The sequence below is a fragment of the Microbacterium sp. SWDP-B6 genome, assembly GCF_059803615.1.
In genome coordinates, this window is the sequence record NZ_JAPFGV010000001.1 from 647,405 (window position 1) to 671,616 (window position 24,212).

Here is a 24,212-nt window from a genome sequence, read left to right on the forward strand (position 1 = left end):
GATCGCCACGTGCCAGAGCATCTGTTCCTGGCTCGGCACGGGCAGACCCGATGGAATCTCGAGCATCGGCTGCAGGGGCAGCTCGACTCGCCCCTGACCGAGGACGGCATCCGACAGGCGCAGAGCGTTGCGGAGCGAGTCGCCGATCGCGGCATCACGACCGTGTGCTTCAGCCCGCTGGGCCGCGCACGACACACGGCAGCGATCATCGCTGATCGGATCGGCGCAGACCTCATCGAAGTGCCGGATCTCGCCGACCTCGACCACGGCGAGATGGCCGGCCTGACCTGGGACGAGATCGATCAGCGATTCCCCAGGGCGCGCGAAGACCGCGCGGCGAACCGATACGGCTGGGCGTTTCCCGGGGGCGAGAGCTATGCCCAGGCGAGAGGACGGGCGCGTCGGGCGCTGTCATCCTGCGGATGGGCTTCGACGGGCGTTCCCCTGCTCGTCAGTCACGAGATGCTCGGCCGGCTGCTGCGAGCACACCTCCGAGGCTTGGACGCGCATTCCGCGTTGTCGCTGAGGCACCCGCAGGACGTGGTGTTCGAGATCGACCGCGGAACCGAGCGGATGCTCTAGTTCTCGTCGTCCGGCAGCAGATCCGGCCGACGGCGACGCGTCCGCTCGATCTGCTGATCGCGACGCCAGGAGGCGATCACGGCGTGGTTGCCGCTCAACAGCACCTCGGGTACGGCCCGATCCCGCCACACCGAGGGCTTCGTGTAAGACGGGTACTCCAGGAGTCCGTCTTCGTGCGATTCCTCGACGAGGCTCTCCGGGTTGCCCACGACACCGGGGATCAGACGTCCGATCGCCTCGATCATCGCCATGGTCGCGACTTCTCCTCCGTTGAGGACGTAGTCGCCGAGACTGACGAGTCGCACCTCGCCGAGCGACGCCGCATACTCGAACACCCGCTCGTCGATGCCCTCGTAGCGGCCGCATCCGAAGATGAGGTGATCGCGGGTGCTGAGGTCACGAGCCGTGGCCTGGGTGAAGACCTCGCCCGCGGGAGAGGGGAAGATGATGGTCGGCCGACGGCCCTCATCGGAAGGAGCCGACGACGCCAGCTCATCGAGCGCGAGCCCCCAGGGCTCCGGCTTCATGACCATCCCCGCTCCACCCCCGTACGGAGTGTCGTCCACAGTGCGGTGGCGGTCGGAGGTCCAGTCCCGAAGGTCCCGGACGCGCAGGTCGAGGATGCCGGCGCTCTGCGCCTTCCCGAGCAGGGAGAGCGTCAGGCCGTCGAAGTACGACGGGAAGATGGAGAGGACGTCGATGCGCACGGGCAGACCGTACCCGTGGTCACTCGGTGGCGTCGGAGTCCGAGGACTCCCCCGCCTCCGTCGCCTCGGAAGCGTCGGGAAGCTCTTCGAAGAGTCCAGCGGGCGGCGTCACGATGACGCGTCCTGCTCTCACGTCGACCGTCGGAACGATCGCCTCGACGAAAGGCACCATGATGTCCTGGTCGCCTGACCTGACGATGAGCAGGTCCTGCGCCGGGAAGTGCTCGACCCGAGCGACTCTGCCCACCACGACACCATCACGGACGACATCGAGCCCAGTGAGCTGGTGGTCGAACCACGCGTTGTCCTCGACCTCGTCGTTGTCCTGATCGATCCAGAGGATCGCTCGGACGAGGGTCTCTGCACCCTCACGATCGTCGACGTCCTTGAAGAACACGACGGGGTTGCCGTTCATCACCCGGTACTCGCGAACGACGACCGTCTTGCCGTGCCACGGAGATGCTTCAGGCACCTGCAACGTGAACTCGGCCCCTGGAGTGAAACGACGCTCGGGATTGTCGGTGTAGAGCTCCAGCTTCAGAGCGCCCTTGAGACCGTGGGCCTTGACGAGGCGCCCGACCCGCAGCTGATTCTTGCCCTGGTTGCGGTCTGTCGACACCACGTCAGTCATCCGCGACATCGACACGCACACGACGCCCGTCTGCAAGAGCGGAGATGAGCGTGCGCAGTGCTTTCGCGGTGCGGCCGCCGCGCCCGATCACGCGTCCACGGTCGTCGGGGTGCACGCGCACCTCGAGGAGATCGCCTCTCGGCGAGGTGGAAGCGTTGATGCGGACATCCTCGGGGTGATCGACGATCCCCTTGACGATGTGTTCGAGCGCGGCGGCGAGCACGACGAATTACTCGGCGTCGGCGGCGGGAGCCTCAGCGGCCTCCGCGTCGGCCTTGGCCGGAGCCTCGGCCTTCTTCTCGACCTTGGGCTTCACGACGGACTTCTTGGACGCGTCGATCTCGAACGGAACCTTGGGCTCCTTGACCTTGAGGGTGGACTTCGCGTCCTTGTCGCCCTTGAACTTGCCCCAGTCGCCCGTGATCTTGAGCAGCGCTGCGACCTGCTCGGTCGGCTGAGCACCGACGGACAGCCAGTACTGCGCACGGTCGGAGTCGATCTCGATGAACGAGGGCTCCTCGGTGGGGTGGTACTTGCCGATCTCCTCGATCACGCGACCATCGCGCTTGGTCTTCGAGTCGGCGACGACGATGCGGTAGTACGGCGCACGGATCTTGCCCAGGCGCTTGAGACGAATCTTGACAGCCACGATTCTCCTGAATTGTGTGGAAGGTAACGAACCGATCGCCTGGAGAGTGGGGTGCACACCCGGCGGAAGCTCAAATAGGGAGGACAAGTGCTGGATAGAGGGTCGAGCACGTCGTCCGACCTTCTATTCTGCCAGATCCGCGGCCAAGGAGCGAAACGGGACGACACGGCGGTTGCCGTGTCGTCTGCACCGCATGTCAGACTGTGCTCGTGAAGCTCGATTTCGCGTCATCGGCCCGGTCCACAGTAGGCCTCGAATGGGAGATCATGCTCGCCGACCCGGTGAGCGGTGATCTCGTAGGCCGCGCCCCTGAGCTGCTGTCGGCACTCGAGCACGAGAGCGCCGACGAACGCCATACGGTGACGGGTGAGCTGCTCACCAACACCATCGAGGTCACCAGCGGCATCGGCGATTCGGTGGCGCACGCCGTCGACGACATCGCCAACGCGATCTCTGCCGTGCGCTCGGCCACGGATCCCGCCGGCATCGAACTGCTCTCCGCAGGCAGCCACCCGTTCGCACAGTGGTACCAGCAGGAAGTGACCGACAAGACCCGCTATCACACCTTGATCGAGCGGACCCAATGGTGGGGCCGCAACATGATGATCTGGGGGATCCACGTCCACATCGGCGTCGAGGATCAGCGCAAGGTCATCCCCATCATCAACGCCCTCGCGGCATACCTCCCGCATCTGCAGGCGCTTGCCGCGTCGAGTCCGTTCTGGGCCGGTGAGCGCACCGGGTACGCGTCCAACCGCGCCCTGGTCTTCCAGCAGCTGCCCACGGCCGGACTCCCCTGGCCGCTCAACGACTGGTCCGACTATGAGGCTTATCTCGACGACATGGTGCGCACCGGTGTGATGGCCGATGCGACCGAGGTGCGCTGGGATATCCGCCCCGCTCCGCGGTGGGGGACGATCGAGGTGCGGGCCTGCGACGGCCTCTCGACCCTGCCGGAGCTGGCAGCGGTGGCCGCCCTCGTCCAGGTCCTGGTGGAGCATCTCTCCCGGCAGCTCGACGAGGGGCGCACTCTCGCACAGATGCCCGCCTGGTACCACCGCGAGAACAAATGGCGCGCGGCACGCTACGGCCTCGACGCCAGGGTGATCGTGGATTCGGCGGGCACCCAGCGGCCGGTGCGGGAGCATCTGTCCGAGGTCCTCGACGAGCTCGCTCCGGTCGCAGTCGAACTCGGCTGCGGGCGAGAGTTCGGCAGCATCGAGACGATACTCACGAGCGGCGCGAGCTACGAGCGGCAGTTGACGATCGCGAACGCGACGGGCGGCGACCTCGGTGCGGTCGTGCAGCACCTGATCCGGGAGTTCCGTTCCGGCCCCGAATCGTCGACCGACGAGCCGTAGAGGTCAGTCCTCCACGAGTCGGCGCGCGAGCCCCTCGTCGAGGACCACATCCGTGATGAGCTCGGCGGCGATCGCTGCGCGCAGGCTCGCGAGCTTCGGAACTCCCGAGACCACGCACACGCGCCTGGGCACCCTTCGCAGTCTGTCGAGGCCCGGACCGGTGGCGCGGGCGTTCACACGGATGTCCCTCCACGACCCGTCTGCGCGGAAGAAGACCGTCGCCACGTCGCCGATCGCATGGTCTTCGCGGAGGCTCCGGTAGTCGTCGCGTCCGAGATATCCTCCGACGTACACACGGCTGGGCACCTCCGCGGCGGGAGAGCCGAGACTGAACACGGCGATGTCCATCTTCGACTGCAGATCGAGCACTCTCCGGGTGCTGCGCTCGCGCCACATCGCCTCGCGCGTCGACGGATCGTCGAAGAACGCCGGCACGGGGAACTGCTGCACTTGCGCGCCGAACGCGCTGCCGAAGCGCTGCAGGATGTCGCTCGAGTACTCGACGCCGCTCGTCTGCGTGTTGCCCGCGCCGTTCAACTGCACGAACGTCGTGTTGTGCGTCTCCTTCTGCGTGAGACCACGGCTCACAGCGCTGATCGTCGATCCCCACGCGACGCCCACGATCATGTTGGAGTCGACGAACTGCGAGAGCAACCGCCCCGCTGTCAGGGCCACACGCTCGAGCCGCTCCACCTCGCTGACGATCTCGGGGATGGGTACGACGTGCGCGACGAGGCGGTATCTGTCTCTGATGCGCTGCTCGAGCATCCCCAATCGCTCCAGAGGAGAGTTGATCCGGATGTCGACGAGCCCGCTCTCGCGAGCGAAGCTGAGCAGACGGGACACGGATGATCGCGAGGTCTTCAGCTCCTGCGCGATCACCTCCATCGTCTTGTCCTGCATGTAGTAGAGCTGCGCTGCGGTGAGCGCGGCGATCAGCTTTGAGTCGCGGGATCCCGCGTCAGGCTGGGTCATGAGGGCCTCCTCGCCTCGATCTTTGCACATATGTGCAGCGGGCTTGCGCGCGCCGGCCACATGGGTCGAAGCTGGGGGCACGCACAGAGAAGGGTCGAAGATGATCGAGTCGACACACTCATCACCGGAACGCGCCGAAGTCCGCGCCGTCCGTGAGTCCGGACGCACGAGCGTCCTTGTCATCGGAGCCGGGATCAACGGGATCTCGACGTTCCGAGACCTCGCACTTCAGGGCGTCGACGTCCTGCTGGTCGAACGAGGGGACTTCGCTTCCGGAGCCTCCGCGGCATCGAGCCATATGATCCACGGCGGCATCCGCTACCTCGAGAACGGCGAGTTCCGACTCGTCCGTGAATCCGTCGAGGAGCGAAACGGCCTGCTCAAGATCGCGCCGCACTATGTGAAGCCGCTCGAGACCACGATCCCGATCTACTCGACCTTCTCGGGCATCCTGTCCGCCCCCCTGCGTTTTCTCACGCACAAGAGCGGCAAGCCCCAGGAGCGGGGAGCGTTCCTCATCAAGGTCGGGCTCACGATTTACGACACGTTCTCGCGCGATGGGGGCATGGTCCCTCGTCACCGCTTCCTCGGTCGCAAGCGCTCGCTCGCCGAACTCCCCTCGCTCGACCCGAACATCAAGTACACGGCCACCTACTACGACGCCTCCATGCACGATCCCGAGCGTCTGGCGCTCGACGTGCTGCAGGACGGGCGCGCAGCTCATCCGGGCGCCGTCGCCCTGAACTACGTCGAGGCGATCGCCCGCGACGGCAAGAAGATCGTCCTCCGCGATCGTGAGAGCGGCACGGAGTTCTCGGTCGCCGCAGATGTCGTCGTGAACGCATCAGGGCCGTGGACAGACCTCACCAACGACGCGCTCGGCAACGACACGCGCTTCATGGGCGGGACCAAGGGGTCTCACATCGTTCTGGATCACCCCGAGCTTCTCGAGGCGACGCGTGGCCGCGAGATCTTCTTCGAGCACTCTGACGGCCGCATCGTGCTGATCTACCCCCTCAAGGGGCGCGTGCTCGTCGGGACGACGGACATCGACGCCGATCCGCGCGAGGCAGCCGTGTGCACGGAGGAGGAGATCGACTACTTCTTCGACCTGATCCACCACGTGTTCCCGACGATCGACGTGACGCGCGAGCAGATCGTCTTCAACTTCTCCGGCATCCGCCCGCTTCCTCGCCACGAGGACACGGCCCCTGGATTCGTGTCCCGCGACTACCGCATCGAGGTCGACGACAAGGGCGCGGCTCCTCTGGTGAGCCTCGTCGGCGGAAAGTGGACGACGTTCCGCGCGCTCGGCGAGTCGCTGTCCGACGTGGTGCTCGATCTGATCGGCCGCACTCGCACGGTGTCGACCGCCGGCCGGGCCATCGGCGGAGGCCGCGACTTCCCGCGCACCGAGAAAGCTCGTCGAATCTGGATCCAGGAGAACCTCCCGGGTGCCGGCGACCGCGCCGAGCGCCTTCTCGCCCGTTACGGAACACGTGCGGCTCAGGTCTGGGAGTTCATCGAGCAGGGTGATGACGCTCCCCTCGCCGGCGACGACCTCTCCACCCGGGAACTCGCCTGGATGGTGGAGAACGAGATGGTGGCGCGTCTGCAGGATGTCGTCATGCGACGCACCAGCATCGCATTCACCGGTCACGCCGACGCGGATGTGCTCGAAGAGCTTGCCGCAGCCCTGGCTCCTCTGCTCCACTGGGATCGTGCACGCCAGGATGCAGAGCTCGACCAGACGCGCACGATGCTCAACGAACGACATGGACTCCAGATCTCGTCCCGCGCACGCGGCTGACGAGACATCCGAACGCCGCCCTCCACGCGGCGTAACTCCCAACAAGTGCCAGAGCTATGGGGCTCTGGCACTCAAGAAAGGTCAATGAAGACATGACTGAAGTGAATCTCGGTCTCTACTTCCTCTCGGAGTTCGTCGGCACCGCAATGCTGATCCTCCTCGGATGTGGTGTCGTCGCCAACGTCGCTCTTGCCAAGAACAAGGGCTTCGGCGGCGGCTTCCTGATGGTCAACTGGGGATGGGGTCTCGCGGTCTTCGTGGGTGTCCTCGTCTCGGCGTACTCCGGCGCCATCCTCAACCCGGCGGTCGGCATCGGCCTTCTCGTCGCCGGCAAGATCGACTTCTCGCAGTTCGCGGTGGCGACCGGCGCCGAGCTGCTGGGTGCGATCGTCGGTGCGATCCTCACCTGGCTGGCTTACAAGCAGCACTTCGACGAGGAGCCCGACCCCGCCAACAAGCTCGGCGTCTTCTCGACCGGCCCGGCGATCCGCTCCTACGGCTGGAACCTCGTCACCGAGGTCATCGGCACCTTCGTCCTGGTGTTCGCGATCTTCGCATTCGCCGACTACGGCGACATCGAGATCGGCGTCCCCGGAGGCCTCGGACCGCTCACCGCCCTGCCCGTCGCGCTCGTCGTGGTCGCTATCGGTGCATCGCTCGGTGGACCCACCGGCTACGCGATCAACCCTGCTCGCGACCTCGGACCCCGTATCGCCCACGCCATCCTGCCGATCAAGGGCAAGGGATCGAGCGACTGGTCGTACTCGTGGGTCCCGGTGGTCGGTCCGCTGCTCGGTGGTGTCCTCGCCGCCGTCGCAGCGCCCGTTCTGCTCAACCTCGCCTGAACCCGAACCTGACTTCAAAGGAGAACACAATGGCCGACTACATCATCGCCATCGATCAGGGCACCACCTCCAGCCGCGCGATCATCTTCGACAAGAAGGGCAGCATCGTCGCGACCGGACAGAAAGAGCACGAGCAGATCCTCCCCAAGGCCGGCTGGGTCGAGCACGACCCTGCGGAGATCTGGCGCAACGTGCAGGAGGTCATCGGCCTCGCGCTGAGCCGCGGCGACCTGACACGTCACGACATCGCCGCCGTGGGAATCACCAACCAGCGTGAGACCGCAGTGGTCTGGGACAAGACGACCGGAAAGGCCGTCTACAACGCGATCGTCTGGCAGGACACCCGCACGCAGGAGATCGTCGACCGCCTCGCGGCCGACGGCGGCGTCGAGCGGTTCAAGCCCGTCGTGGGCCTCCCCCTCGCCACCTACTTCTCGGGCACCAAGATCGCCTGGATCCTCGAGAACGTCGAGGGCGCACGGGAGAAGGCCGAGGCGGGCGACCTCGTCTTCGGCACGACCGACAGCTGGGTGCTGTGGAACCTGACGGGCGGCGTCGACGGCGGTGTGCACGTCACCGATGTCACCAACGCCTCACGCACGATGTTCATGGATCTCGAGACGCTCGAGTGGCGCGACGACATCCTCGAGGCATTCGGAGTGCCGCGCTCGATGATGCCGGAGATCCGCTCCTCCTCCGAGGTGTACGGCGCCGCCGAGGACTCGTCTCTGCTCCGGGAGACGCCGATCGCCGGCATCCTGGGTGACCAGCAGGCCGCGACGTTCGGTCAGGCCGCGTTCAACCAGGGCGAGAGCAAGAACACCTACGGCACCGGATGCTTCCTCATCTTCAACACGGGCGAGGAGATCGTCCACTCGAAGAACGGGCTGCTCACCACCGTCGGCTACAAGCTCGGGGACGGACCGACCCACTACGCGCTCGAGGGCTCGATCGCTGTCACCGGATCGCTGATCCAGTGGCTCCGCGACCAGCTCGGGATCATCAGCTCCGCTCCCGAGGTCGAAGAACTCGCGAAGCAGGTGGACGACAACGGTGGCGTATACATCGTCCCCGCGTTCTCCGGCCTGTTCGCACCCTACTGGCGTTCGGACGCCCGCGGTGCGATCGTCGGCCTCACCCGCTACGCGAACAAGAACCACATCGCTCGCGCAGCGCTCGAAGCCGTCGCATTCCAGACCCGCGACGTTCTCGACGCGGTCAACGCGGATGCCGGCGTCGACCTCACCGAACTCAAGGTCGATGGGGGCATGGTCGCGAACGATGCGCTCATGCAGTTCCAGGCCGATGTGCTCGGTGTGCCCGTCGTGCGCCCGGTCGTCGCGGAGACCACCGCGCTGGGTGCCGCGTACGCCGCCGGTCTGGCCGTCGGCTTCTGGAACGGTCTCGACGACCTCTCCGCCAACTGGCAGGAGGATCGTCGTTGGGAACCGTCGATGGAGGACGGCGAGCGTGACCGCCAGCTGCGCCTGTGGCGCAAGGCCGTCACCAAGTCGATGGACTGGGTCGACGAGGACGTGATCTGACCTCAGGACTCTGAGGAGGCGGGCCCGGAGGATTCCTCCGGGCCCGCTTCGTCTTCGACGCGAGGCGTCATCGGCCCGATGACCCGGAGGAACGCGGTGGCGACCGCCCTCGGCGACCGTGCGTCCCAGGCGACGTACTCGACGCGCACCGGTCCTCCGACGATCTCCACGGCGACCGCATGGGGCGCAGCCGCGGCGGCGACGCCCGGCGCCAACAGCGTGATCGCGAGCCCAGCCGACACGAGTCCGAGAATCAGCTCGGCCGAGTCCGCTTCGAACGACACATCGCGAAGCACACCGGCGACACCGAAGGCGGCATCACTCTGCGCGCGCCCTGACGTGCCCGCGGGGAAGTCCGCGAACACCTCTTCGGCAAGGTCTTCCAACGCGAGGTGTTCGCGCCGTGCGAGTCGGTGGGTCGACGGCACGACGGCCACCAGGCGCTCGCGGGCGAGCTCTCGCGAGGCCACGCCACCGGGGCGGACGTCCTCGTGCAGGCCCAGCATCGCGACATCGAGCTCTCCTCGGCGCACCGCGGCTGCCAAGGCATCGCTGTTGCCCATGCTGAGCTGCACCCGCGCCTCCGGGTGCTCCGCTCTGAACCGCGAGATCGCGTCAGGCACGGAGACCGCGGTGACCGTCGGGATCACACCGAGACGAAGCGTGCCGACAACCCGACCCGCGGCCGCCGCTGCGGCCTCACGCGCCTGGTCCGCTGCAGCCAGCGCGGCCCTCGCATGAACGAGGAACGCTTCCCCCGCCTCCGTCGTCCTGACGCTGCGACTCGAACGCACGAACAGGCGCTGGCCGAGTTCGCGCTCCAGCGCCGCGATCTGGTGGCTGAGGGCCGACTGCGTCACGAAACAGCGCTCGGCCGCGCGCGTGAAACTCGACGAGGACGCGACCTCGACGACGTATTTGAGCTGCTGCAGATCCACGTATCCATGATCCTCATTCATGGATCCCGTGACAAGCATGCGTTGGACTCATGTGTCCATCGGGATCAGGCTGAGAGACATGAACCGGCTGACTCTGCTGCTCCTCACGTCCCTGGCCCCCATCTCCTGGGGCACGACCTACCTCGTGACGACCGAGATGCTGCCCGCCGGTCATCCGCTGCTGGCAGGTCTCCTCCGATCGCTCCCCGCGGGTCTCGTGGCTCTCGGTCTGGGCCGCGCGCTGCCGCCGCGAGGCTGGTGGCTGAAGTCGCTGGCTCTCGGCATCCTCAACATCGGAGCGTTCTTCCCGCTGCTGTTCCTGGCCGCAGAGCGTCTGCCCGGCGGCGTCGCAGCAGCAGTCGCCGGCGTGCAGCCGCTGATCATCCTCTGTCTGGGGGCGCTCATGCTCCGCGACAGGATCCGCCCTCTGACGGCAGCCGCCGCCGCAGTCGGTGCCGGCGGTGTCGCTCTCGTGGTGCTGGGCCCGGCCGCGGAGCTCGACACCGTCGGCATCATCGCAGCGGTCGGCGGCGTCACCGCTACGGCTCTCGGGATGATCCTCACCAAGCGCTGGGGGCGCCCCGCCGGTGTCGGGCCGGTCGCGTACGCGGGCTGGCAGCTGACGGCCGGCGGGTTGTTCCTGCTGCCATTGACACTCGTCTTCGAGGGGTTCCCTCCCTCCATCGACGGCGGCGCGATACTCGGCTACCTCTGGCTCGGCGCGGTCGGCGGTCTCATCGCGTACACGCTGTGGTTCCGCGGCATCCAGGAGCTGCCCGTCATCGCCCCCGGCCTGCTCGCCCTGCTCTCCCCCGTCGTCGCGACGACACTGGGAACGCTGCTCGCCGGCGAGACGTTCACCCCGGTCCAGGCGCTCGGACTCTCCCTCGTTCTGAGCGCGCTCGTCACCGGGCAGCTCGCTGCGCTGCGGAAGCCTCGCAGAGAGGTCGCTCCATCGACGCAGGGGCCGCTCGCGGCGGCACGCCGATGAGTCCGGTCAGCTCTTGCCGAACAGCTTCTGGATCTCGGCGAGGTCGGCTTCACTCGGCGCCTTGGTGCCGCCGAGACCGAAACCGGAGCCGGTCGGGGCGGCCGCGGAGGTGATTCCCGCGTTCTCGGCTGCGCGCTTGGCGGGGTTGCCCGAGCGGGAACCGCCCGAGGACTTGCCCTTCTTGCCGCGCTTTGACGACGCACCAGGCTTGCCCATTCCGGGCATGGAACCCATTCCCGGGATGTTCGGAGTGCCGCCGCGTGCGACGGTCTTCATCATCTTGGCCGCCTGATCGAAGCGCTGGACGAGCTGGTTGACGTCCGTGACGGTCATTCCCGAACCACGCGCGATGCGCAGACGACGCGAACCGTTGAGCACCTTCGGGTTGCGTCGTTCGCCCGGTGTCATGGACCGGATGATCGCCTCGGTGCGATCGATCTCGCGCTCGTCGAAGTCCTCGAGCTGCTGCTTCATCTGCCCCATGCCGGGGAGCATCCCCAGCATCTTCTTCATCGAGCCCATCTTCTTCATCTGCTGAAGCTGGTCGAGGAAGTCTTCGAGGGTGAACTGCTCGGTCGCGAGCTTCTCGGCCATCTTGACGGCCTCTTCCTCATCGAAGGCCTGCTGGGCCTGCTCGATGAGGGTGAGGATGTCGCCGAGGTCGAGGATGCGACTGGCCATGCGATCGGGGTGGAACGGCTCGAGGTCTTCGAGTCGCTCGCCGGTGGACGCGAAGATGATGGGGCGGCCGGTGACGGAGGCGACGGAGAGCGCCGCACCACCGCGGGCGTCACCGTCGAGCTTCGTCAGGACGACACCGGTGAAGTCGACGCCCTCTTGGAAGGCCTTCGCCGTGTTGACGGCGTCCTGGCCGATCATGGCGTCGATGACGAACAGGACCTCATCCGGGTCCGTCGCCTTGCGGATGTCGGATGCCTGCTTCATCAGGTCGGCGTCGACGCCGAGGCGACCGGCCGTGTCGATGATGACCACGTCGTGCTGGTGGCGGCGCGCGTGCTCCACACCGTCGCGCGACACCTTGACGGGGTCACCGACTCCGTTGCCCGGCTCGGGCGCGTAGACGGTCGCGCCGGCCTGCTGCGCGACGACCTGGAGCTGGTTCACCGCATTCGGACGCTGCAGGTCGGCCGCGACGAGAAGGGGCGTGTGCCCCTCGCTCTCGAGCTGCTTCGCGAGCTTGCCGGCGAAGGTGGTCTTGCCCGAGCCCTGGAGGCCGGCGAGCATGATGACGGTCGGCGCGGTCTTGGCGAACTGCAGACGACGCTGCTCACCGCCGAGGATCTGCACCAGCTCCTCGTTGACGATCTGCACGACCTGCTGCGCGGGGTTCAGCGCCTTGCTGACCTCATCGCCGAGGGCGCGCTCGCGCACCTTCGCGGTGAACTCCTTGACGACCGCCAGTGCGACGTCGGCGTCGAGCAGCGCGCGACGGATCTCGCGCACAGTGCCGTCGACGTCGGCCGCGGTGAGCTTTCCCTTCGTGCGAAGGTTGCGGAAGGTCTCGGTGAGCCGATCGGAGAGCGTGCCAAAGGTAGCCATGGTGACACCGAGTTTACGCGAATCCGGCACCGTTCTCCGCGTTCGGAGCCGCGCCGACCGCGAGCTCGGCCCGGAGCAGTTCTTTCGCGCGCGCGTAACGGCCGCGTGCGGTGGACGAAGGGATGCCGAGAAGCTCCGCCGCATGCACGAGAGACAGTCGATCCCAGTGCACGAGCCGCACGATCTCCGCAAGGTCGGGATCGAGCCGTGCGATCGCGTCACGCACCTCCAGCCCCTCGTCAGCGGCAGGTGAGCTGTGATGCTCCTGCCGCTGCAGCCGAAGCCGATCCGCGAGCGCCCACCGTCTCCGCTGCCCCCTGTCGTGGTTGGCGAGCGTGCCTCGTGCGATGCCGAAGACCCACATCCGCGCGCGTTCCGGTTCATCGGGAAGGTCGGATGACCGACGCCACGCGATCACCATGGTCTCCCCGAGGAGGTCCGCGGCGTCGTCGGGGCCCACCCGACGCGAGAGGTAGGCGAGCAGGTCGGTCGCGCTCTCCTCCAGCACCCGGGTCAGGGCTGCGTCGCGGCTCATTCCCCGTCCCCCCAGTCCTCGCCGTCGCAGTGCACCTGACTGTGCGACTCGGTGCCCCCTAGCGCCTCGCTGGCGAAGCCGTTCGCAGCGAGCTCCGCGTGCACGAGCTCGTCGACGGCCTGTGTGTGCGCCGTCCAGGCATCGAGATCGGCTTGCCGAGGGTCGGGATCGACCGCAGGGTCGCCGGCACGACTCTCCTCCAGCTCGTGGAGGATCCCCGGAACGAGAGGCGCGGCCGCCGCTTCGACATCCGTGCTCGCGAACCAGTCGTCGACGATGCGGTTGACCTCGTCGTTCGTGAACATGTCGTGCGTGTCGAGCGCGCTGAATCGCAGTTCGCACTGTCCCCAGGTCGGCGAGGTGTAGCTGTAGGTCCGATCCGCATCCTCGAGGCCCGGGCTCCAGAGCCAATCCGATGACGCCGCGGCCACACCGGCGCCGCCGACGAGGAAGAGCGCCAGCGCCGTGGTCAGCACGGCTCTCCGACGTCCGCGACGAGGTGGCCGCGTCTCCTCGCGCGCCGCGAGGATCATGGCCCGGATGTCTCCGGGTTCCGGTCTCGCCGTCGTCGGTGCGGAACAGTCGAGCATCTTGTCGAGCGGGTCGGTGGCCATCATGTCTCCTCGGTCGGGAAAGGGGTCTCTCATTCCTGACCTGTCCGGCTCGCGCGGTTTCGTCCGCGGGGAGATCAGGTTTCCGTGCCACCCCACGGCAATCGGCCGATCGCCCGCACAGCGTCGGCGAATCGGTCCCCCACGGAACCTCGTCCCGCACCGCTCTCCGCCCACGCTCGCACGGCGGCGACCACGGCGGCGGCCCAGGTGGCCGCGGCGATGTCCGCGGTGAGAGCGGTGACCCCCGACCGGCGAGCGAGATCGGCCAGCGCCGCCGCGAGGCGAGCCTGGCGAAGCGCGGCATCCTGCTCGAGTTCGTCGTCGAGCCCCATGGCCGACGAGTTCGTCATCGCGAGAGCCAGGCTGTCCGGTGCGAAGTCCTCGACGAGCTCCGAGAGAATGCGCCGCACATGCGTGCCGTCGCGGTCTTCGGGCACGACGACCAGGTCGTCGACCGCACGGCCGATGCGGTCGTCGAGGCCGGACCAGAGCACATCGCTCTTCGAGGAGAAGTAGTTGAAGAAGCTCGAGCGGCTCACTCCGGCACGCTGGGTGATGTCGGCGACAGAGGTGGCGTCGTAGCCCCGCTCGAGGAAGAGCTCGCAGGCGGCCTCGGCGAGGGTCTCGCGCGAAGAGGCCTTCGGGCGCCCTGCTCGGCTCGTGCTGCTCATGCAGACACGCTACCGCGCGTCGCTCCTGCGCGCCGCGACCGTCACGGAGGAGTATTCTTAGACGCAATCCATCAATTGATCGAGAGGGCCTCCCATGCTCGACATCCTCACCCCCGGACTCGCTCCGAGCTTCGTCCCCTACCCCGCCGGGTGGGACCTGCAACGCAGCATCCACGCCGACGTCGTCGACGGCACTCGCCCGGACACGCTCATCCTGCTCGAGCACGAGGCGGTGTACACCGCCGGCAAGCGGACCGAGCCGCAGGAACGCCCGACGGACGGCACACCGGTGATCGACGTCGACCGCGGCGGCAAGATCACCTGGCACGGACCAGGGCAGCTCGTGGGCTACCCGATCGTCCGGCTGCCCGAGCCGATGGACGTCGTCGCGCACGTGCGTCGCCTCGAGCGCATCCTGATCGACGTGCTCCAGCCACTCGGCGTCGACGGATACCAGGTCGAGGGGCGCAGCGGGGTGTGGGTTCGCCGCCCCCTGTCGGAGGACAAGGTCGCGGCGATCGGGGTGCGCGTGCAGCAGGGAGTGACGATGCACGGCTTCGCGATCAACTGCGACAACAGCCTCGCAGGATTCAGAGGCATCATCCCGTGCGGGATCACCGACGCCGGTGTCACCACCGTGAGCGAGGTCGTCGGAGCGGACGTCTCCCCCGCCGACATCGTCGACTCGGTGTCCGCCGCCTTCCTCGCCGAATACTCGACAGCCGCACACGCAGGAGCACACGCATGACCGCCGCACCAGAGGGACGCAAGCTCCTCCGCCTCGAGATCCGCAACGCCGAGACTCCCATCGAACGCAAACCGGAGTGGATCAAGACGAAGGCGAAGATGGGGCCCGAGTACACGGCGCTCCACTCGCTCGTCAAGAGCGAAGACCTTCACACCGTCTGCCAGGAGGCCGGCTGCCCCAACATCTTCGAGTGCTGGGAAGACCGGGAGGCGACCTTCCTCATCGGCGGATCGCAGTGCACCCGACGGTGCGACTTCTGCCAGATCGACACGGGCAAGCCCGATGCCTATGACACCGACGAGCCACGCCGTGTCGCCGAGAGCGTCGTGCGCATGAACCTCCGCTATGCGACGGTCACCAGCGTCGCACGAGACGATCTGCCCGACACCGGAGCCTGGCTCAACGCCGAGACGGTGCGGAAGATCCACGAGCTCAACCCGAACACCGGCGTCGAGCTGCTCGCCAACGAGCACAACGCCGACCCTGCCTTCCTCGGGCAGATCTTCGACGCCCGTCCCGAGGTCTTCGCGCACAACGTCGAGACCGTGCCGCGGATCTTCAAGCGCATCCGCCCGGCGTTCCGGTACGAGCGTTCGCTCGATGTGATCACCCAGGCGCGGGACGCAGGCCTCATCACCAAGTCCAACCTGATCCTGGGGATGGGCGAGGAACCTGAAGAGGTCGTCCAGGCGCTGAACGACCTGCACGACGCCGGCTGCGACATCATCACCATCACGCAGTATCTGCGCCCCTCTCCTCGCCACCTGCCCGTGGCCCGATGGGTCAAGCCTGCGGAGTTCGTCGAGTTCAAGGAGGAGGCGGAGCGGATCGGCTTCCTCGGCGTGCTCGCCGGGCCTCTCGTGCGCTCGTCGTACCGTGCCGGCCGGCTGTGGGCGCAGTCGATGGTCTCGAAGGGGCGCGAGATACCACCGCACCTGGCGCACATCGCCGAGAGCGCGGATCTCGGCTTCGCTCAGGCAGTCTGAGCGATACCGAGGCGGTGAGCGTCAGTCGGCGCTCATCACCGACTGCACGCTGCCGTCGGAACCCAGGTTCACCAGCAGGACATCGTCGGTGGTGGTCGCGTCGAGCGCGTACTCCAGCACCGCGAACGGCTCCGACCCGCCGTGTTCGTCGGCGAGGATCGTCATGCTCATGAGTCGCAGCGAGCGGATGATGTCGACGGCGGCGTCACCGCTGACGTCGACCAGCACCTCTTCGAGTTCGTCTCCGTAGGCCTCCTGCTGCTGCAGGATGTACTCGGTGACCTCGCTGGTGCGGTCATCGACCTCCGCGAGCATGCCCCGCCGGGACACATCGTCGACGTTCTCGATCCCCGCGATGAGCGAAGCGGCGATGTCGAGCGCGTCGGCAGAGACATCGTCCTGGTCAGGAGCCGTGAGATCGACGGTGACGCTCTGGTCACCGAGCTCCACCGTCTCAGACCAGAAGATCGAGCCGTCGGGCCCTGAGGACAGGAGTCCGAAGTAGTCGTGTTCGATCGCCATAACGCTATGAAACCAGCCTCGTGCTCGCGGCGGTAGTCCCGTAATCAGCCGACGAGCGACTTGACGAAGACATGGGGGGTGAAACCGGTCAGATCATCGATGCCCTCGCCCTGGCCGAGGAGCTTGACGGGGATGCCGGTGCGCTCCTGCACGGCGAGGACGAAGCCGCCCTTCGCCGAGCCGTCGAGCTTGGTCAGGACGAGTCCGGTGACCCCTGCATGCTCGAGGAACGCCTCGGCCTGCATCACACCGTTCTGACCCGTGGTGGCATCGAGGACGAGCAGGACCTCGCTGATGGGAGCCTGCTTCTCGATCACCCTGCGGATCTTCGAGAGCTCGTCCATGAGCCCTCCCTTGGTGTGCAGTCGGCCGGCCGTGTCGATGATCGCGATCTCGATGCCCTCGCGCTGGGCGAACTCGATGGTCTGGTAGGCCACGGATGCCGGATCCTGACCCTCTTGCTGGGGGCGGACGATCGCCGCTCCGCCGCGCTGTGCCCAGGTGGCCAGCTGATCGACGGCGGCCGCACGGAACGTATCGGCTGCTCCGACGACCACGCTGCGCTGGAACCCGCGAAGGAACTTGGTGAACTTGCCGATCGTGGTGGTCTTCCCGACGCCGTTGACGCCGACGACCAGAACGACCGCCGGCCGCTCGGTGAGCTTCAGGGTCGTGTCGAACTTCGCGAAGTGCTCCTCGAGCGTCTCGCGGAGCATCCGCTGGAGATCCTGCGGATCGGTCGTGCGGTAGCGCTCGACCTTCTCACGAAGCTCTTCCACGACCCGCTCGCTGATGTCGGGGCCGAAGTCGGCAGTGAGGAGGGCCGTCTCGAGGTCCTCCCATGTCGTCTCGTCGATAGTGGGCTTGACGAACATCCCGCGCAGCGCACGAGTGAGGGACCACGACTTCTCCGCCATGACTCCAGCCTACGGGTAGCGCTGTCAGCCGGCCGCCGCGCGGTCGCCCACGCGCTGTCCGACGACCGCCGACACCCCGTCCTGACGCATCGAGACCCCGTAGAGCGCATCTGCGATCTCCATCGTGCGCTTCTGATGGGTGATGACGAGCAGCTGCGAGCTCTCGCGAAGCTGCTCGAACACGGTGAGCAGGCGGCCGAGGTTGGCGTCGTCGAGCGCCGCCTCGACCTCGTCGAGGATGTAGAACGGGCTCGGGCGGGCTTTGAAGATCGCGACCAGCAGAGCGACTGCAGCGAGGGAACGTTCACCGCCCGAGAGCAGTGACAGCCTCTCGATCTTCTTCCCGACCGGCCGTACAGAGACCTCGATGCCGGTCGTGAGCATGTTCTCGGGATCCGTGAGCGAGATGCTTCCGGTTCCGCCGGGGAACAGCAGAGGGAAGACCTCCCCGAACGCGACCCTCGTGTCTTCGAACGCGCTCGCGAAGATCGTCTGCATGCGCTCATCGAGGTCCGCGATGATCGTGCGCAGGTCCTGTCGCGTCTGCGTCAGGTCGGCGAGCTGCTCGGTGAGGAACGCGTGGCGCTGCTCGAGCGCCGCGAACTCCTCGAGCGCGAGCGGGTTGACCCGTCCGAGCTGAGCGAGCTTGCGTTCGGCCTCGGCGAGCCGTCGCTGCTGAATCCGCCGATCGAACGGGATCGCCGTGTCGTCGAGCAGGTCGTCCTCAGCCTGGTCGGCTCCGGGATCACGGGGAACGAGCTGATCGGGGCCATATTCCGCTACGAGAATATCTTCGTCGAGCGCGAGCTCCGATGCCACGCGCTCGAGCAGACTGTTGAGGTGCAGCTTCTTCTCGTGGATCTGCAGTTCGAGGCCGTGCACGCTCTCGGTGAGCCCGGCGAGCCGCTCGCGCAAGGAGGTCTCCTGCGCTCGAAGAGCAGTGAGCTCCTGGTTCTGCGCCGATCGCGCGGCCTCGGCCTCGGCCAATGCGACGCGCGCCTCGGTGACCGACCGATCGATCGAGTCCAGGATGCGGGGCAGCTCCTGAGCCACTCCGGATGCCGCTTCGCGCTGTGCGCGTCGGATGACCGCCCGGCGCGCAGCCTCGGCTGCGGCGTCCCGCTCCTGCTCGCGTTGCCGTTCGAGTCCGGCGACGCGAGCCTGGGCAGCACGAACACGCTCACGAAGCGTCTCGATCTCCAGACGCGCTCGGACCTCACCTTCGCGCGCCGTCTCGAGCGCCTCGAGCAGACCGTCACGCGCCGAGGCGTCCAGCACCGGCCGGGGGGCGGCGATGGCCGCATCCAACTCGGCCTTGGCCGCGTCGGCCTTCGCCTCCGCATCCTGCACCGCGCTCTGTGCCTGCGCGAGTCCTGATTCGAGCCGCTCGCACTCGGCGACAGCCGACTCGTGGGTGACCGTGACGCGGTTCACCTGTTCCGCGTGGGTCGCCAGCGCGGCGTCGTGCTCGCGCAGCGCCCGGAGCGCGTCCTTCGCCTGGCGACGTGATGTCTCCACGGCCTCGTTCGCGTCGACGCGAGCCTCGCGCAGTGAATCGACGATGACCTGCACCTCTGCCAGGCGCTCGCTCGCCGCGTCCCGTTCGGCGGCGAGCTCGAGACGGGAGCGTTCGCCGCCGGATCCGGTGCGCAGCGTCTGCGCGGTGACGACATCGCCCGCCGTCGTGACGATCGTCGTGGTCGTATCGCCCGCGACGTCGAGCGCGAGTCGTGCATTGCGCGCCGCGTCCAGGCTCGCGGCGATGACGACGTGCGACAGGATTCCGAGGACCCCGTCCGGAGCCGTGACCGTATCGATCGCGGGCGTCACGCCCTCGAGAGCGGGCAGCTCGATCGACGGACGCGCAGCATCGGCGACGACGAAATCCACCACTCCCCTGCGCTGGTCGGACGCGTCCTGTGCCAGATCGAAGGCGTCGGAGGCCCTCTCGACGAGGACCCCCTCGGCCAGCGAACCCAGCACGGCTGCGATCGCGGCCTCGAACCCGTTTTTGACCTGCACCGAGTCACCCACGAGGCCACGAACACCGGTGGCTCCCGCCTTCACGATCTCGGCGGCGCCTCCTGAGATCGCGAGCGCGCTTCCGAGTGCCGCAGCCTTGGCCGTGAGAGCGTCGACCTCGCGCTCGGCCGCGTGCAGGCGCTCGCGGAGCGTCTCTCGCTCGGCCTCGGCCGCCGTCGCGGCACGCTGCGCGCTCTCATATGCGGCGGAGTGCTCTGCCGCCGTGCCCTCCGGCGCCTCCGCGTCGTCGATCGCCTCGAGGGCTTCGGCGGCGTCTCGGCGACGCGCGTTCGCCGCCTCGAGCGCGTTCTCCTGGCGCAGGACCGCACCGCGCACCGCAGCGAGGGCCGACGCGGCCGCATCCGCCGTGCCTCGCAACGAGCTGAGCCGCATGTCGTACTCCGACACGAGCGCGCTCTGCTCGGCGATGTCCACGTCGAGGGTGTCGAGCTCCGCCCGCGCATTCACCACCTCGCGGCTCGCCACGCTCGCCGCGTCCTGAGCATCGCCGAGGCCGGCGGAGATCTCGGTGATCTCCGCCTTCGCCTCGTCGATCGTGGTCTGCGTGACAGTGATGGCCGTCACGGCAGCATCGTCCTCCTCCGAGCCGAGCAGCGCGAGTCGCTGATTGGCGAGGGTGTACAGCCCGCGCATCCGCTCCTGCACCTGCTCGAGACCGAAGGCCACGCCTCTCGCCTGATCGACCGCCGCCGAGTTCTGATCCTGCTCGAGGCGCGCGATGCTCGCCCGCACCGCCTCTGCCTGATCCGACAGCACGAGCCGTTCGGTGTGCCGCTCATGCTCGGTGCGCGTGTGATCGGCCAGAGCCGTGCGCAACGCCACCACGTCATCCGCGAAGATCCGGGCCTTGGCATCACGCACGACCGCAGCGATCGTCTGCGCCTCGCGCGCGATCTCCGCCTGCCTGCCCAAGGGCTTCAGCTGGCGCCGGATCTCGCCGGCGAGATCGCTGAGACGCGTCAGGTTGGTCTCCATCGCATCGAGCTTGCGAAGGGTCTTCTCCTTGCGACGCCGATGCTTGAGGATGCCGGCCGCTTCCTCGATGAAGCCGCGCCGATCCTCCGGAGACGCCTGGAGCACCGTGTCCAGGCGCCCCTGCCCCACGATGACGTGCATCTCGCGTCCGAGGCCGGAATCGCTGAGCAGTTCCTGGAGATCGAGCAGACGGCAGTTCTCGCCGTTGATGGCGTACTCGCTGGCGCCGTTGCGGAACAGCGTGCGGCTGATGGTGACCTCGGCGAACTCGATCGGCAGGGCGCCGTCGCTGTTGTCGATCGTGAGCTGCACCTCGGCCCGACCGAGCGGCCCTCTCGTGGACGTGCCGGCGAAGATGACGTCCTCCATCTTGCCGCCGCGCAGAGTCTTCGCTCCCTGCTCACCCATCACCCAGGCGAGGGCATCGACGACGTTCGACTTGCCCGATCCGTTGGGACCCACGATGCAGGTGACGCCCGGTTCGAACACGAAACTGGTCGGCTGCGCGAAGGACTTGAACCCCTTGAGGGTCAGGCTCTTCAGATGCATGCGGCTACCGCGCTCTCCGGGTGATTCACGCCCATACGCTACCGGAATGACGGCTCAGAACCGGCATCCCGCGCGGGAGCGGAGCGAACGGGAATCGGCCGCGACACGCCGGGCCACGCCGCGCATGCTTGACGGACACGCCCGGGTTTCGCTACGGTAACCCCCGGATCGCCACACGAAAAGGAGGTTACCGATGATCACTCAGCTCAACGCTCAGGCCACTGGCCTCGCCGCGCCATTCGCGCCGCGCCTTGCGCACTCGGTAACCACCGGCGTCCGTCTCGGCGCTCTCTCGTAGAACCGCAGCTCGAGAACTCTGCCCCCACTCACCCACCGGTCTCCGATCGGTGACAGGGCTTCTCGTTCGCGTGTCTCCGCGCCCCACCCTCTGATCCTTCTCGGATCACGGATCACCGCCGACCCCGGCGATCGCCTTCCGGCGCGCTGGGCTCTCGACTCTCGCCGCGCTCCGCCGGCCGTCTTCTCGGCGCGCCGCGACAGCGCTCTCCTCACCGAACACCACCACCCATCTCGAAGGAATCACCGTGAACACCACGCTGTATCGCAGCATCCCCCACCCTCCGGATATCGAGGACCAGCAGGTCCTTCACATCCCCGCACCTGATGAGCTGCGGCGCCTGGCGCTGGCAGATCGTCTCTCGCTCAGGATCGGCCTCTGGCTGCTCCAGCGGGCTCAGCGTCCTCGCCCGACGCACCGCGTCACCGCCCTTGAGGCGGACGCGCTGCATCTCGATCGGCGGACCCGTAGCGAGGGCGAGACCTATGCCCTGCTCACGTACGACCTGCAGCGTCAGCTGCGCTGACCTGGAGATCACCATGAGCATTCCGCTCACCGCAGATGCGTCGCTGCATCCGCTCGTGCTGCCTGCACGGGCGGATGCGGCCGACGCCGTCGAGTTCCGCGAGCTCGCCCGTGTGCGCAACGCCGTCTACCGCGAGCTCACCGGCCGCACCGAACAGGACCTCACGCCGGAGGCGCTGCTCCCGATCCTGCGCTCCCGCAAGGAGCGCACGACCGCGGTGTGGACGGTGCGCGTCGAAGGAGAGATGGTCGGACGCACGGTCATCGACATCCCGCACGAAGAAGGCTCGCGTGTGGCCATCGCCTCGATCGAGCTCCACCCTCGGGTCTGGGGTCGGGGAATCGGAACAGCGATCCTCCCGCACGTCGAAGCCTTCGCCAGGCTCCACGACCGCACGGTCATCCAGAACTGGACGGAACAACCGGCGAGCGAGGGTCCGAGACTCCAGGCCCGGACCGGCTTCGGCAGCGTTCCCGACGATCATGTCGCGCGATTCCTCGTCCGCCATGGGTTCAGCCTCGAGCAGGTCTACCGGGTGAGTCGACTCAAGATCGATCCCGAGACGGTTCGTCACGCCGAGCAGCTGCGCGACGAGGCACGCGCGTCGTCTCAGGACTATCGCGTGATCAGGTGGATGCTGCCGACGCCCCCCGAGCACGTCGATGGCTACGCGTGGCTCAAATCGCGCATGTCGACCGATGCACCGTCTGCCGATCTCGAGGCGGACGAGGAGGTCTGGGATGCAGAACGCCTGATCGAGTCCGAGAAACGCGTGGCGGAGATGGGCCAGATCATCCAGGTCACCGTCGCCCAGCACGTCGGGACCGGCGAGCTGAGTGCGTTCACCGAGCTCCGCATCGGACCCGATCTCGGCGCCACCACCCATCAGCACGACACTCTGGTGCTCAAAGAGCATCGCGGCCACCGATTGGGACAGCTCGTGAAGTGCGACGCTCTCCTGTCGTGGACGGGCCTCGCGCCCGAATCCCGCGACGTGATCACGTACAACGCCGAGGAGAACCGGCCCATGCTCTCCATCAATGAGGCGATGGGGTTCACCGCCATCGCCTATGAAGGAGCCTGGAAGAAGGAACTGTCATGACGACCACCGCACTGACCATCGAGCCGCTCATCGTCCCTGTCGCGCTGGACGCCCCCGACGGCGCGGACTTCCGCGCCTACGGTCAGCTCAACCGGCAGATCTGCGATGAGATGGTGGGTCTGCCCGACATCGCCCCCGACGCCGCCCAGTTGCTCGCGTCGTGGCAGGACTCCACCGACACCCTGCAGACCGGATTCGTGGCCAGGAACGGCGACGAGATCGTGGGTATGATCACGATCGCCTATGCCCAGGAGGCGGATGCGAAGGCGGCGGAGGCGGACCTCCTCGTGCCCGAGAAGCACTGGGGAATCGGCGTCGAGGATGCCCTCCTGACGCTCGCCGAGTCGGAGGCTCGTGCCCATGGTCGGTCTCTGGTGCAGCTCTGGACGCTGCACCGACCGATCGAGTCCGAGCGGATGATCTCGCCGAGGACGGGGTGGGGTCGCATCCCGGCGATCCCGCTGTCGGACGCCTTGGAGGCCCGCGGATACGATTTCGAGCAGGTCGAGCGCAACAGCGAGCTCGATCTGCGTTCGGACCCCGCTCCGCTTCAGGTCGCTCTGAGATCTGCGCAGGCGGCCGCGGGCGACGACTATCGAGTGCTCCAGTGGATGGCTCCGACACCGCCGGAGTTCCGCGACGGCTATGCGGCGATCCTCGCTCGCCTGTCTACCGACGCCCCGAGCGGCGAGATGGACTTCGTCGCTGAGGAGTGGGACGCGGAGCGTGTCGTCCGCCGAGAGCGACGGCTCACCGGAGCCGGTCAGGCACTGTCGATCGTCGCGGTGCAGCACGTGCCGAGCGGGGACATCGTGGCATACAACGAGCTGCTCGTCGGAGCGGACCGCTCAGGGATCACCCACCAGCTGGGCACACTGGTGTCTCGCGAGCACCGCGGGCACCGGCTGGGCACCGTCGTCAAGTGCGCGAACCTCCTGCACTGGCGAGAACTCATGCCGTTCTCCCCCGCAGTCTCCACGTTCAACGCCGAGGAGAACCGCCCGATGCTGAGCATCAACGAGTCGATCGGGTTCGTGCCGGTCTCTTACGCCGGGGCGTGGCAGAAGCGGATCTGAACGAGATCATCCGATCGGTGTACGCGGACGCGAGCGGATCATCCGCCCGGCCGACGC

Annotated in this window: 24 protein-coding genes; 11 read left to right on the forward strand and 13 right to left on the reverse strand. The window is 67.4% G+C overall.

The genetic code is table 11. The features are described 5' to 3' along the window. The first annotated feature begins 9 nt into the window (after window positions 1-9). Window positions 10-582 carry a histidine phosphatase family protein gene (locus OPU70_RS03275; RefSeq protein ID WP_309688182.1) on the forward strand — a complete coding sequence of 191 codons (573 nt, stop codon included), beginning with the start codon at window positions 10-12 and terminating at the stop codon, window positions 580-582. On the opposite strand, the gene trmD is transcribed toward OPU70_RS03275, so the two are convergent. Genes trmD through rpsP form a run of 4 tightly spaced genes read right to left on the reverse strand, consistent with a single transcriptional unit; the run spans window position 579 to window position 2,569 of the window. Continuing rightward, window positions 579-1,289, reverse strand: a complete 711-nt coding sequence (gene trmD / locus OPU70_RS03280) for a tRNA (guanosine(37)-N1)-methyltransferase TrmD (RefSeq protein WP_309688180.1) — start codon at window positions 1,287-1,289, stop codon at window positions 579-581. The two genes, OPU70_RS03275 and trmD, sit on opposite strands and share 4 nt — an antisense overlap. Before the next feature lie 19 nt (window positions 1,290-1,308). Beyond that, a complete protein-coding gene (gene rimM, locus OPU70_RS03285) occupies window positions 1,309-1,920 on the reverse strand; it encodes a ribosome maturation factor RimM (RefSeq protein ID WP_042541670.1) in 612 nt (203 codons plus the stop codon). Continuing rightward, complete coding sequence (locus OPU70_RS03290) at window positions 1,913-2,143, reverse strand: RNA-binding protein (RefSeq protein ID WP_042541671.1); 231 nt, start codon at window positions 2,141-2,143, stop codon at window positions 1,913-1,915. Before OPU70_RS03290 ends, rimM begins: the two co-directional genes overlap by 8 nt. Window positions 2,144-2,149: 6 nt before the next feature. Beyond that, window positions 2,150-2,569: a 30S ribosomal protein S16 gene (gene rpsP / locus OPU70_RS03295; RefSeq protein ID WP_042541672.1), complete on the reverse strand. Its 420-nt coding sequence runs from the start codon at window positions 2,567-2,569 to the stop codon at window positions 2,150-2,152. A gap of 209 nt (window positions 2,570-2,778) precedes the next feature. Here rpsP and OPU70_RS03300 point away from each other — a divergent pair, with 209 nt between their 5' ends. Next, window positions 2,779-3,930, forward strand: coding sequence for a glutamate--cysteine ligase (locus tag OPU70_RS03300; protein ID WP_498557131.1), 1,152 nt, complete (start codon window positions 2,779-2,781; stop codon window positions 3,928-3,930). Between the two features lie 3 nt (window positions 3,931-3,933). Here OPU70_RS03300 and OPU70_RS03305 read toward each other — a convergent pair whose 3' ends face one another. Beyond that, the gene (locus OPU70_RS03305; RefSeq protein WP_042541673.1) at window positions 3,934-4,905 is read right to left on the reverse strand and encodes a sugar-binding transcriptional regulator; all 972 of its coding nucleotides are present in this window, start codon (window positions 4,903-4,905) and stop codon (window positions 3,934-3,936) included. 100 nt (window positions 4,906-5,005) lie between these two features. On the opposite strand from OPU70_RS03305, the gene OPU70_RS03310 reads away from it, so the two are divergent. The 3 genes from OPU70_RS03310 (at window position 5,006) to glpK (ending at window position 9,104) form a co-directional block, all read left to right on the forward strand. After that, a complete protein-coding gene (locus tag OPU70_RS03310; RefSeq protein WP_042541674.1) occupies window positions 5,006-6,715 on the forward strand; it encodes a glycerol-3-phosphate dehydrogenase/oxidase in 1,710 nt (569 codons plus the stop codon). 92 nt (window positions 6,716-6,807) lie between these two features. Continuing rightward, on the forward strand, window positions 6,808-7,560 hold the full coding sequence (locus OPU70_RS03315) for an MIP/aquaporin family protein (protein ID WP_498557132.1): 753 nt from the start codon (window positions 6,808-6,810) through the stop codon (window positions 7,558-7,560). Window positions 7,561-7,589: 29 nt separating this feature from the next. Beyond that, the gene (glpK, locus tag OPU70_RS03320; protein ID WP_042541676.1) at window positions 7,590-9,104 is read left to right on the forward strand and encodes a glycerol kinase GlpK; all 1,515 of its coding nucleotides are present in this window, start codon (window positions 7,590-7,592) and stop codon (window positions 9,102-9,104) included. Window positions 9,105-9,106: 2 nt separating this feature from the next. On the opposite strand, the gene OPU70_RS03325 is transcribed toward glpK, so the two are convergent. After that, the gene (locus tag OPU70_RS03325; protein ID WP_475435399.1) at window positions 9,107-10,042 is read right to left on the reverse strand and encodes a LysR family transcriptional regulator; all 936 of its coding nucleotides are present in this window, start codon (window positions 10,040-10,042) and stop codon (window positions 9,107-9,109) included. Window positions 10,043-10,121: 79 nt separating this feature from the next. Between OPU70_RS03325 and OPU70_RS03330 the strand changes: the two genes are divergently transcribed. Continuing rightward, the gene (locus OPU70_RS03330; protein WP_498557133.1) at window positions 10,122-11,033 is read left to right on the forward strand and encodes an EamA family transporter; all 912 of its coding nucleotides are present in this window, start codon (window positions 10,122-10,124) and stop codon (window positions 11,031-11,033) included. A 6-nt stretch (window positions 11,034-11,039) separates the two neighbouring features. On the opposite strand, the gene ffh is transcribed toward OPU70_RS03330, so the two are convergent. The 4 genes from ffh to OPU70_RS03350 form a co-directional block, all read right to left on the reverse strand. Beyond that, on the reverse strand, window positions 11,040-12,593 hold the full coding sequence (gene ffh, locus OPU70_RS03335) for a signal recognition particle protein (RefSeq protein WP_042541678.1): 1,554 nt from the start codon (window positions 12,591-12,593) through the stop codon (window positions 11,040-11,042). Window positions 12,594-12,606: 13 nt separating this feature from the next. After that, on the reverse strand, window positions 12,607-13,128 hold the full coding sequence (locus OPU70_RS03340) for an RNA polymerase sigma factor (RefSeq protein ID WP_498557134.1): 522 nt from the start codon (window positions 13,126-13,128) through the stop codon (window positions 12,607-12,609). Continuing rightward, window positions 13,125-13,745, reverse strand: a complete 621-nt coding sequence (locus tag OPU70_RS03345; protein ID WP_498557135.1) for a hypothetical protein — start codon at window positions 13,743-13,745, stop codon at window positions 13,125-13,127. The genes OPU70_RS03340 and OPU70_RS03345 overlap by 4 nt, the downstream gene beginning before the upstream one ends. 71 nt (window positions 13,746-13,816) lie before the next feature. Beyond that, window positions 13,817-14,413: a TetR/AcrR family transcriptional regulator gene (locus tag OPU70_RS03350; RefSeq protein WP_042541681.1), complete on the reverse strand. Its 597-nt coding sequence runs from the start codon at window positions 14,411-14,413 to the stop codon at window positions 13,817-13,819. 94 nt (window positions 14,414-14,507) lie between these two features. Here OPU70_RS03350 and lipB point away from each other — a divergent pair, with 94 nt between their 5' ends. Together lipB and lipA are read left to right on the forward strand one after the other, a co-directional pair. Then, entirely contained in the window at window positions 14,508-15,161 is a 654-nt protein-coding gene (gene lipB, locus OPU70_RS03355) for a lipoyl(octanoyl) transferase LipB (RefSeq protein WP_042541682.1), read from the forward strand. After that, window positions 15,158-16,147, forward strand: coding sequence for a lipoyl synthase (gene lipA, locus OPU70_RS03360; RefSeq protein WP_042541683.1), 990 nt, complete (start codon window positions 15,158-15,160; stop codon window positions 16,145-16,147). Before lipB ends, lipA begins: the two co-directional genes overlap by 4 nt. A gap of 21 nt (window positions 16,148-16,168) precedes the next feature. On the opposite strand, the gene OPU70_RS03365 is transcribed toward lipA, so the two are convergent. The 3 genes from OPU70_RS03365 to smc are packed head-to-tail and all read right to left on the reverse strand — an operon-like array spanning window position 16,169 to window position 21,153. Next, window positions 16,169-16,669 (reverse strand): DUF2004 domain-containing protein, encoded by a 501-nt coding sequence (locus OPU70_RS03365; RefSeq protein ID WP_042541684.1) that lies wholly within the window; start codon window positions 16,667-16,669, stop codon window positions 16,169-16,171. Between the two features lie 44 nt (window positions 16,670-16,713). After that, complete coding sequence (gene ftsY, locus OPU70_RS03370; RefSeq protein ID WP_042541685.1) at window positions 16,714-17,586, reverse strand: signal recognition particle-docking protein FtsY; 873 nt, start codon at window positions 17,584-17,586, stop codon at window positions 16,714-16,716. A gap of 24 nt (window positions 17,587-17,610) precedes the next feature. Further along, window positions 17,611-21,153, reverse strand: a complete 3,543-nt coding sequence (gene smc, locus OPU70_RS03375) for a chromosome segregation protein SMC (protein WP_498557136.1) — start codon at window positions 21,151-21,153, stop codon at window positions 17,611-17,613. A 545-nt stretch (window positions 21,154-21,698) separates the two neighbouring features. On the opposite strand from smc, the gene OPU70_RS03380 reads away from it, so the two are divergent. Genes OPU70_RS03380 through OPU70_RS03390 form a run of 3 tightly spaced genes read left to right on the forward strand, consistent with a single transcriptional unit; the run spans window position 21,699 to window position 24,155 of the window. Beyond that, on the forward strand, window positions 21,699-21,977 hold the full coding sequence (locus tag OPU70_RS03380; protein ID WP_455904779.1) for a hypothetical protein: 279 nt from the start codon (window positions 21,699-21,701) through the stop codon (window positions 21,975-21,977). A 13-nt stretch (window positions 21,978-21,990) separates the two neighbouring features. Further along, window positions 21,991-23,079: a GNAT family N-acetyltransferase gene (locus OPU70_RS03385; RefSeq protein ID WP_498557137.1), complete on the forward strand. Its 1,089-nt coding sequence runs from the start codon at window positions 21,991-21,993 to the stop codon at window positions 23,077-23,079. Further along, the gene (locus OPU70_RS03390; RefSeq protein WP_498557138.1) at window positions 23,076-24,155 is read left to right on the forward strand and encodes a GNAT family N-acetyltransferase; all 1,080 of its coding nucleotides are present in this window, start codon (window positions 23,076-23,078) and stop codon (window positions 24,153-24,155) included. Before OPU70_RS03385 ends, OPU70_RS03390 begins: the two co-directional genes overlap by 4 nt. The last annotated feature ends 57 nt before the right edge of the window (window positions 24,156-24,212 follow it).

Excerpts from the sequence above, each read along its gene's own strand:
- rimM (WP_042541670.1), bottom strand. The coding sequence starts at position 1,920 with ATGACTGACGTGGTGTCGACAGACCGCAACCAGGGCAAGAATCAGCTG.
- ffh (WP_042541678.1), bottom strand. The coding sequence starts at position 12,593 with ATGGCTACCTTTGGCACGCTCTCCGATCGGCTCACCGAGACCTTCCGC.
- OPU70_RS03310 (WP_042541674.1), top strand. The coding sequence starts at position 5,006 with ATGATCGAGTCGACACACTCATCACCGGAACGCGCCGAAGTCCGCGCC.
- OPU70_RS03305 (WP_042541673.1), bottom strand. The coding sequence starts at position 4,905 with ATGACCCAGCCTGACGCGGGATCCCGCGACTCAAAGCTGATCGCCGCG.
- OPU70_RS03365 (WP_042541684.1), bottom strand. The coding sequence starts at position 16,669 with ATGGCGATCGAACACGACTACTTCGGACTCCTGTCCTCAGGGCCCGAC.
- lipA (WP_042541683.1), top strand. The coding sequence starts at position 15,158 with ATGACCGCCGCACCAGAGGGACGCAAGCTCCTCCGCCTCGAGATCCGC.
- OPU70_RS03345 (WP_498557135.1), bottom strand. The coding sequence starts at position 13,745 with ATGATGGCCACCGACCCGCTCGACAAGATGCTCGACTGTTCCGCACCG.
- OPU70_RS03315 (WP_498557132.1), top strand. The coding sequence starts at position 6,808 with ATGACTGAAGTGAATCTCGGTCTCTACTTCCTCTCGGAGTTCGTCGGC.
- ftsY (WP_042541685.1), bottom strand. The coding sequence starts at position 17,586 with ATGGCGGAGAAGTCGTGGTCCCTCACTCGTGCGCTGCGCGGGATGTTC.
- OPU70_RS03385 (WP_498557137.1), top strand. The coding sequence starts at position 21,991 with ATGAGCATTCCGCTCACCGCAGATGCGTCGCTGCATCCGCTCGTGCTG.
- OPU70_RS03340 (WP_498557134.1), bottom strand. The coding sequence starts at position 13,128 with ATGAGCCGCGACGCAGCCCTGACCCGGGTGCTGGAGGAGAGCGCGACC.
- OPU70_RS03330 (WP_498557133.1), top strand. The coding sequence starts at position 10,122 with ATGAACCGGCTGACTCTGCTGCTCCTCACGTCCCTGGCCCCCATCTCC.
- OPU70_RS03350 (WP_042541681.1), bottom strand. The coding sequence starts at position 14,413 with ATGAGCAGCACGAGCCGAGCAGGGCGCCCGAAGGCCTCTTCGCGCGAG.
- lipB (WP_042541682.1), top strand. The coding sequence starts at position 14,508 with ATGCTCGACATCCTCACCCCCGGACTCGCTCCGAGCTTCGTCCCCTAC.
- smc (WP_498557136.1), bottom strand. The coding sequence starts at position 21,153 with ATGCATCTGAAGAGCCTGACCCTCAAGGGGTTCAAGTCCTTCGCGCAG.
- OPU70_RS03390 (WP_498557138.1), top strand. The coding sequence starts at position 23,076 with ATGACGACCACCGCACTGACCATCGAGCCGCTCATCGTCCCTGTCGCG.
- glpK (WP_042541676.1), top strand. The coding sequence starts at position 7,590 with ATGGCCGACTACATCATCGCCATCGATCAGGGCACCACCTCCAGCCGC.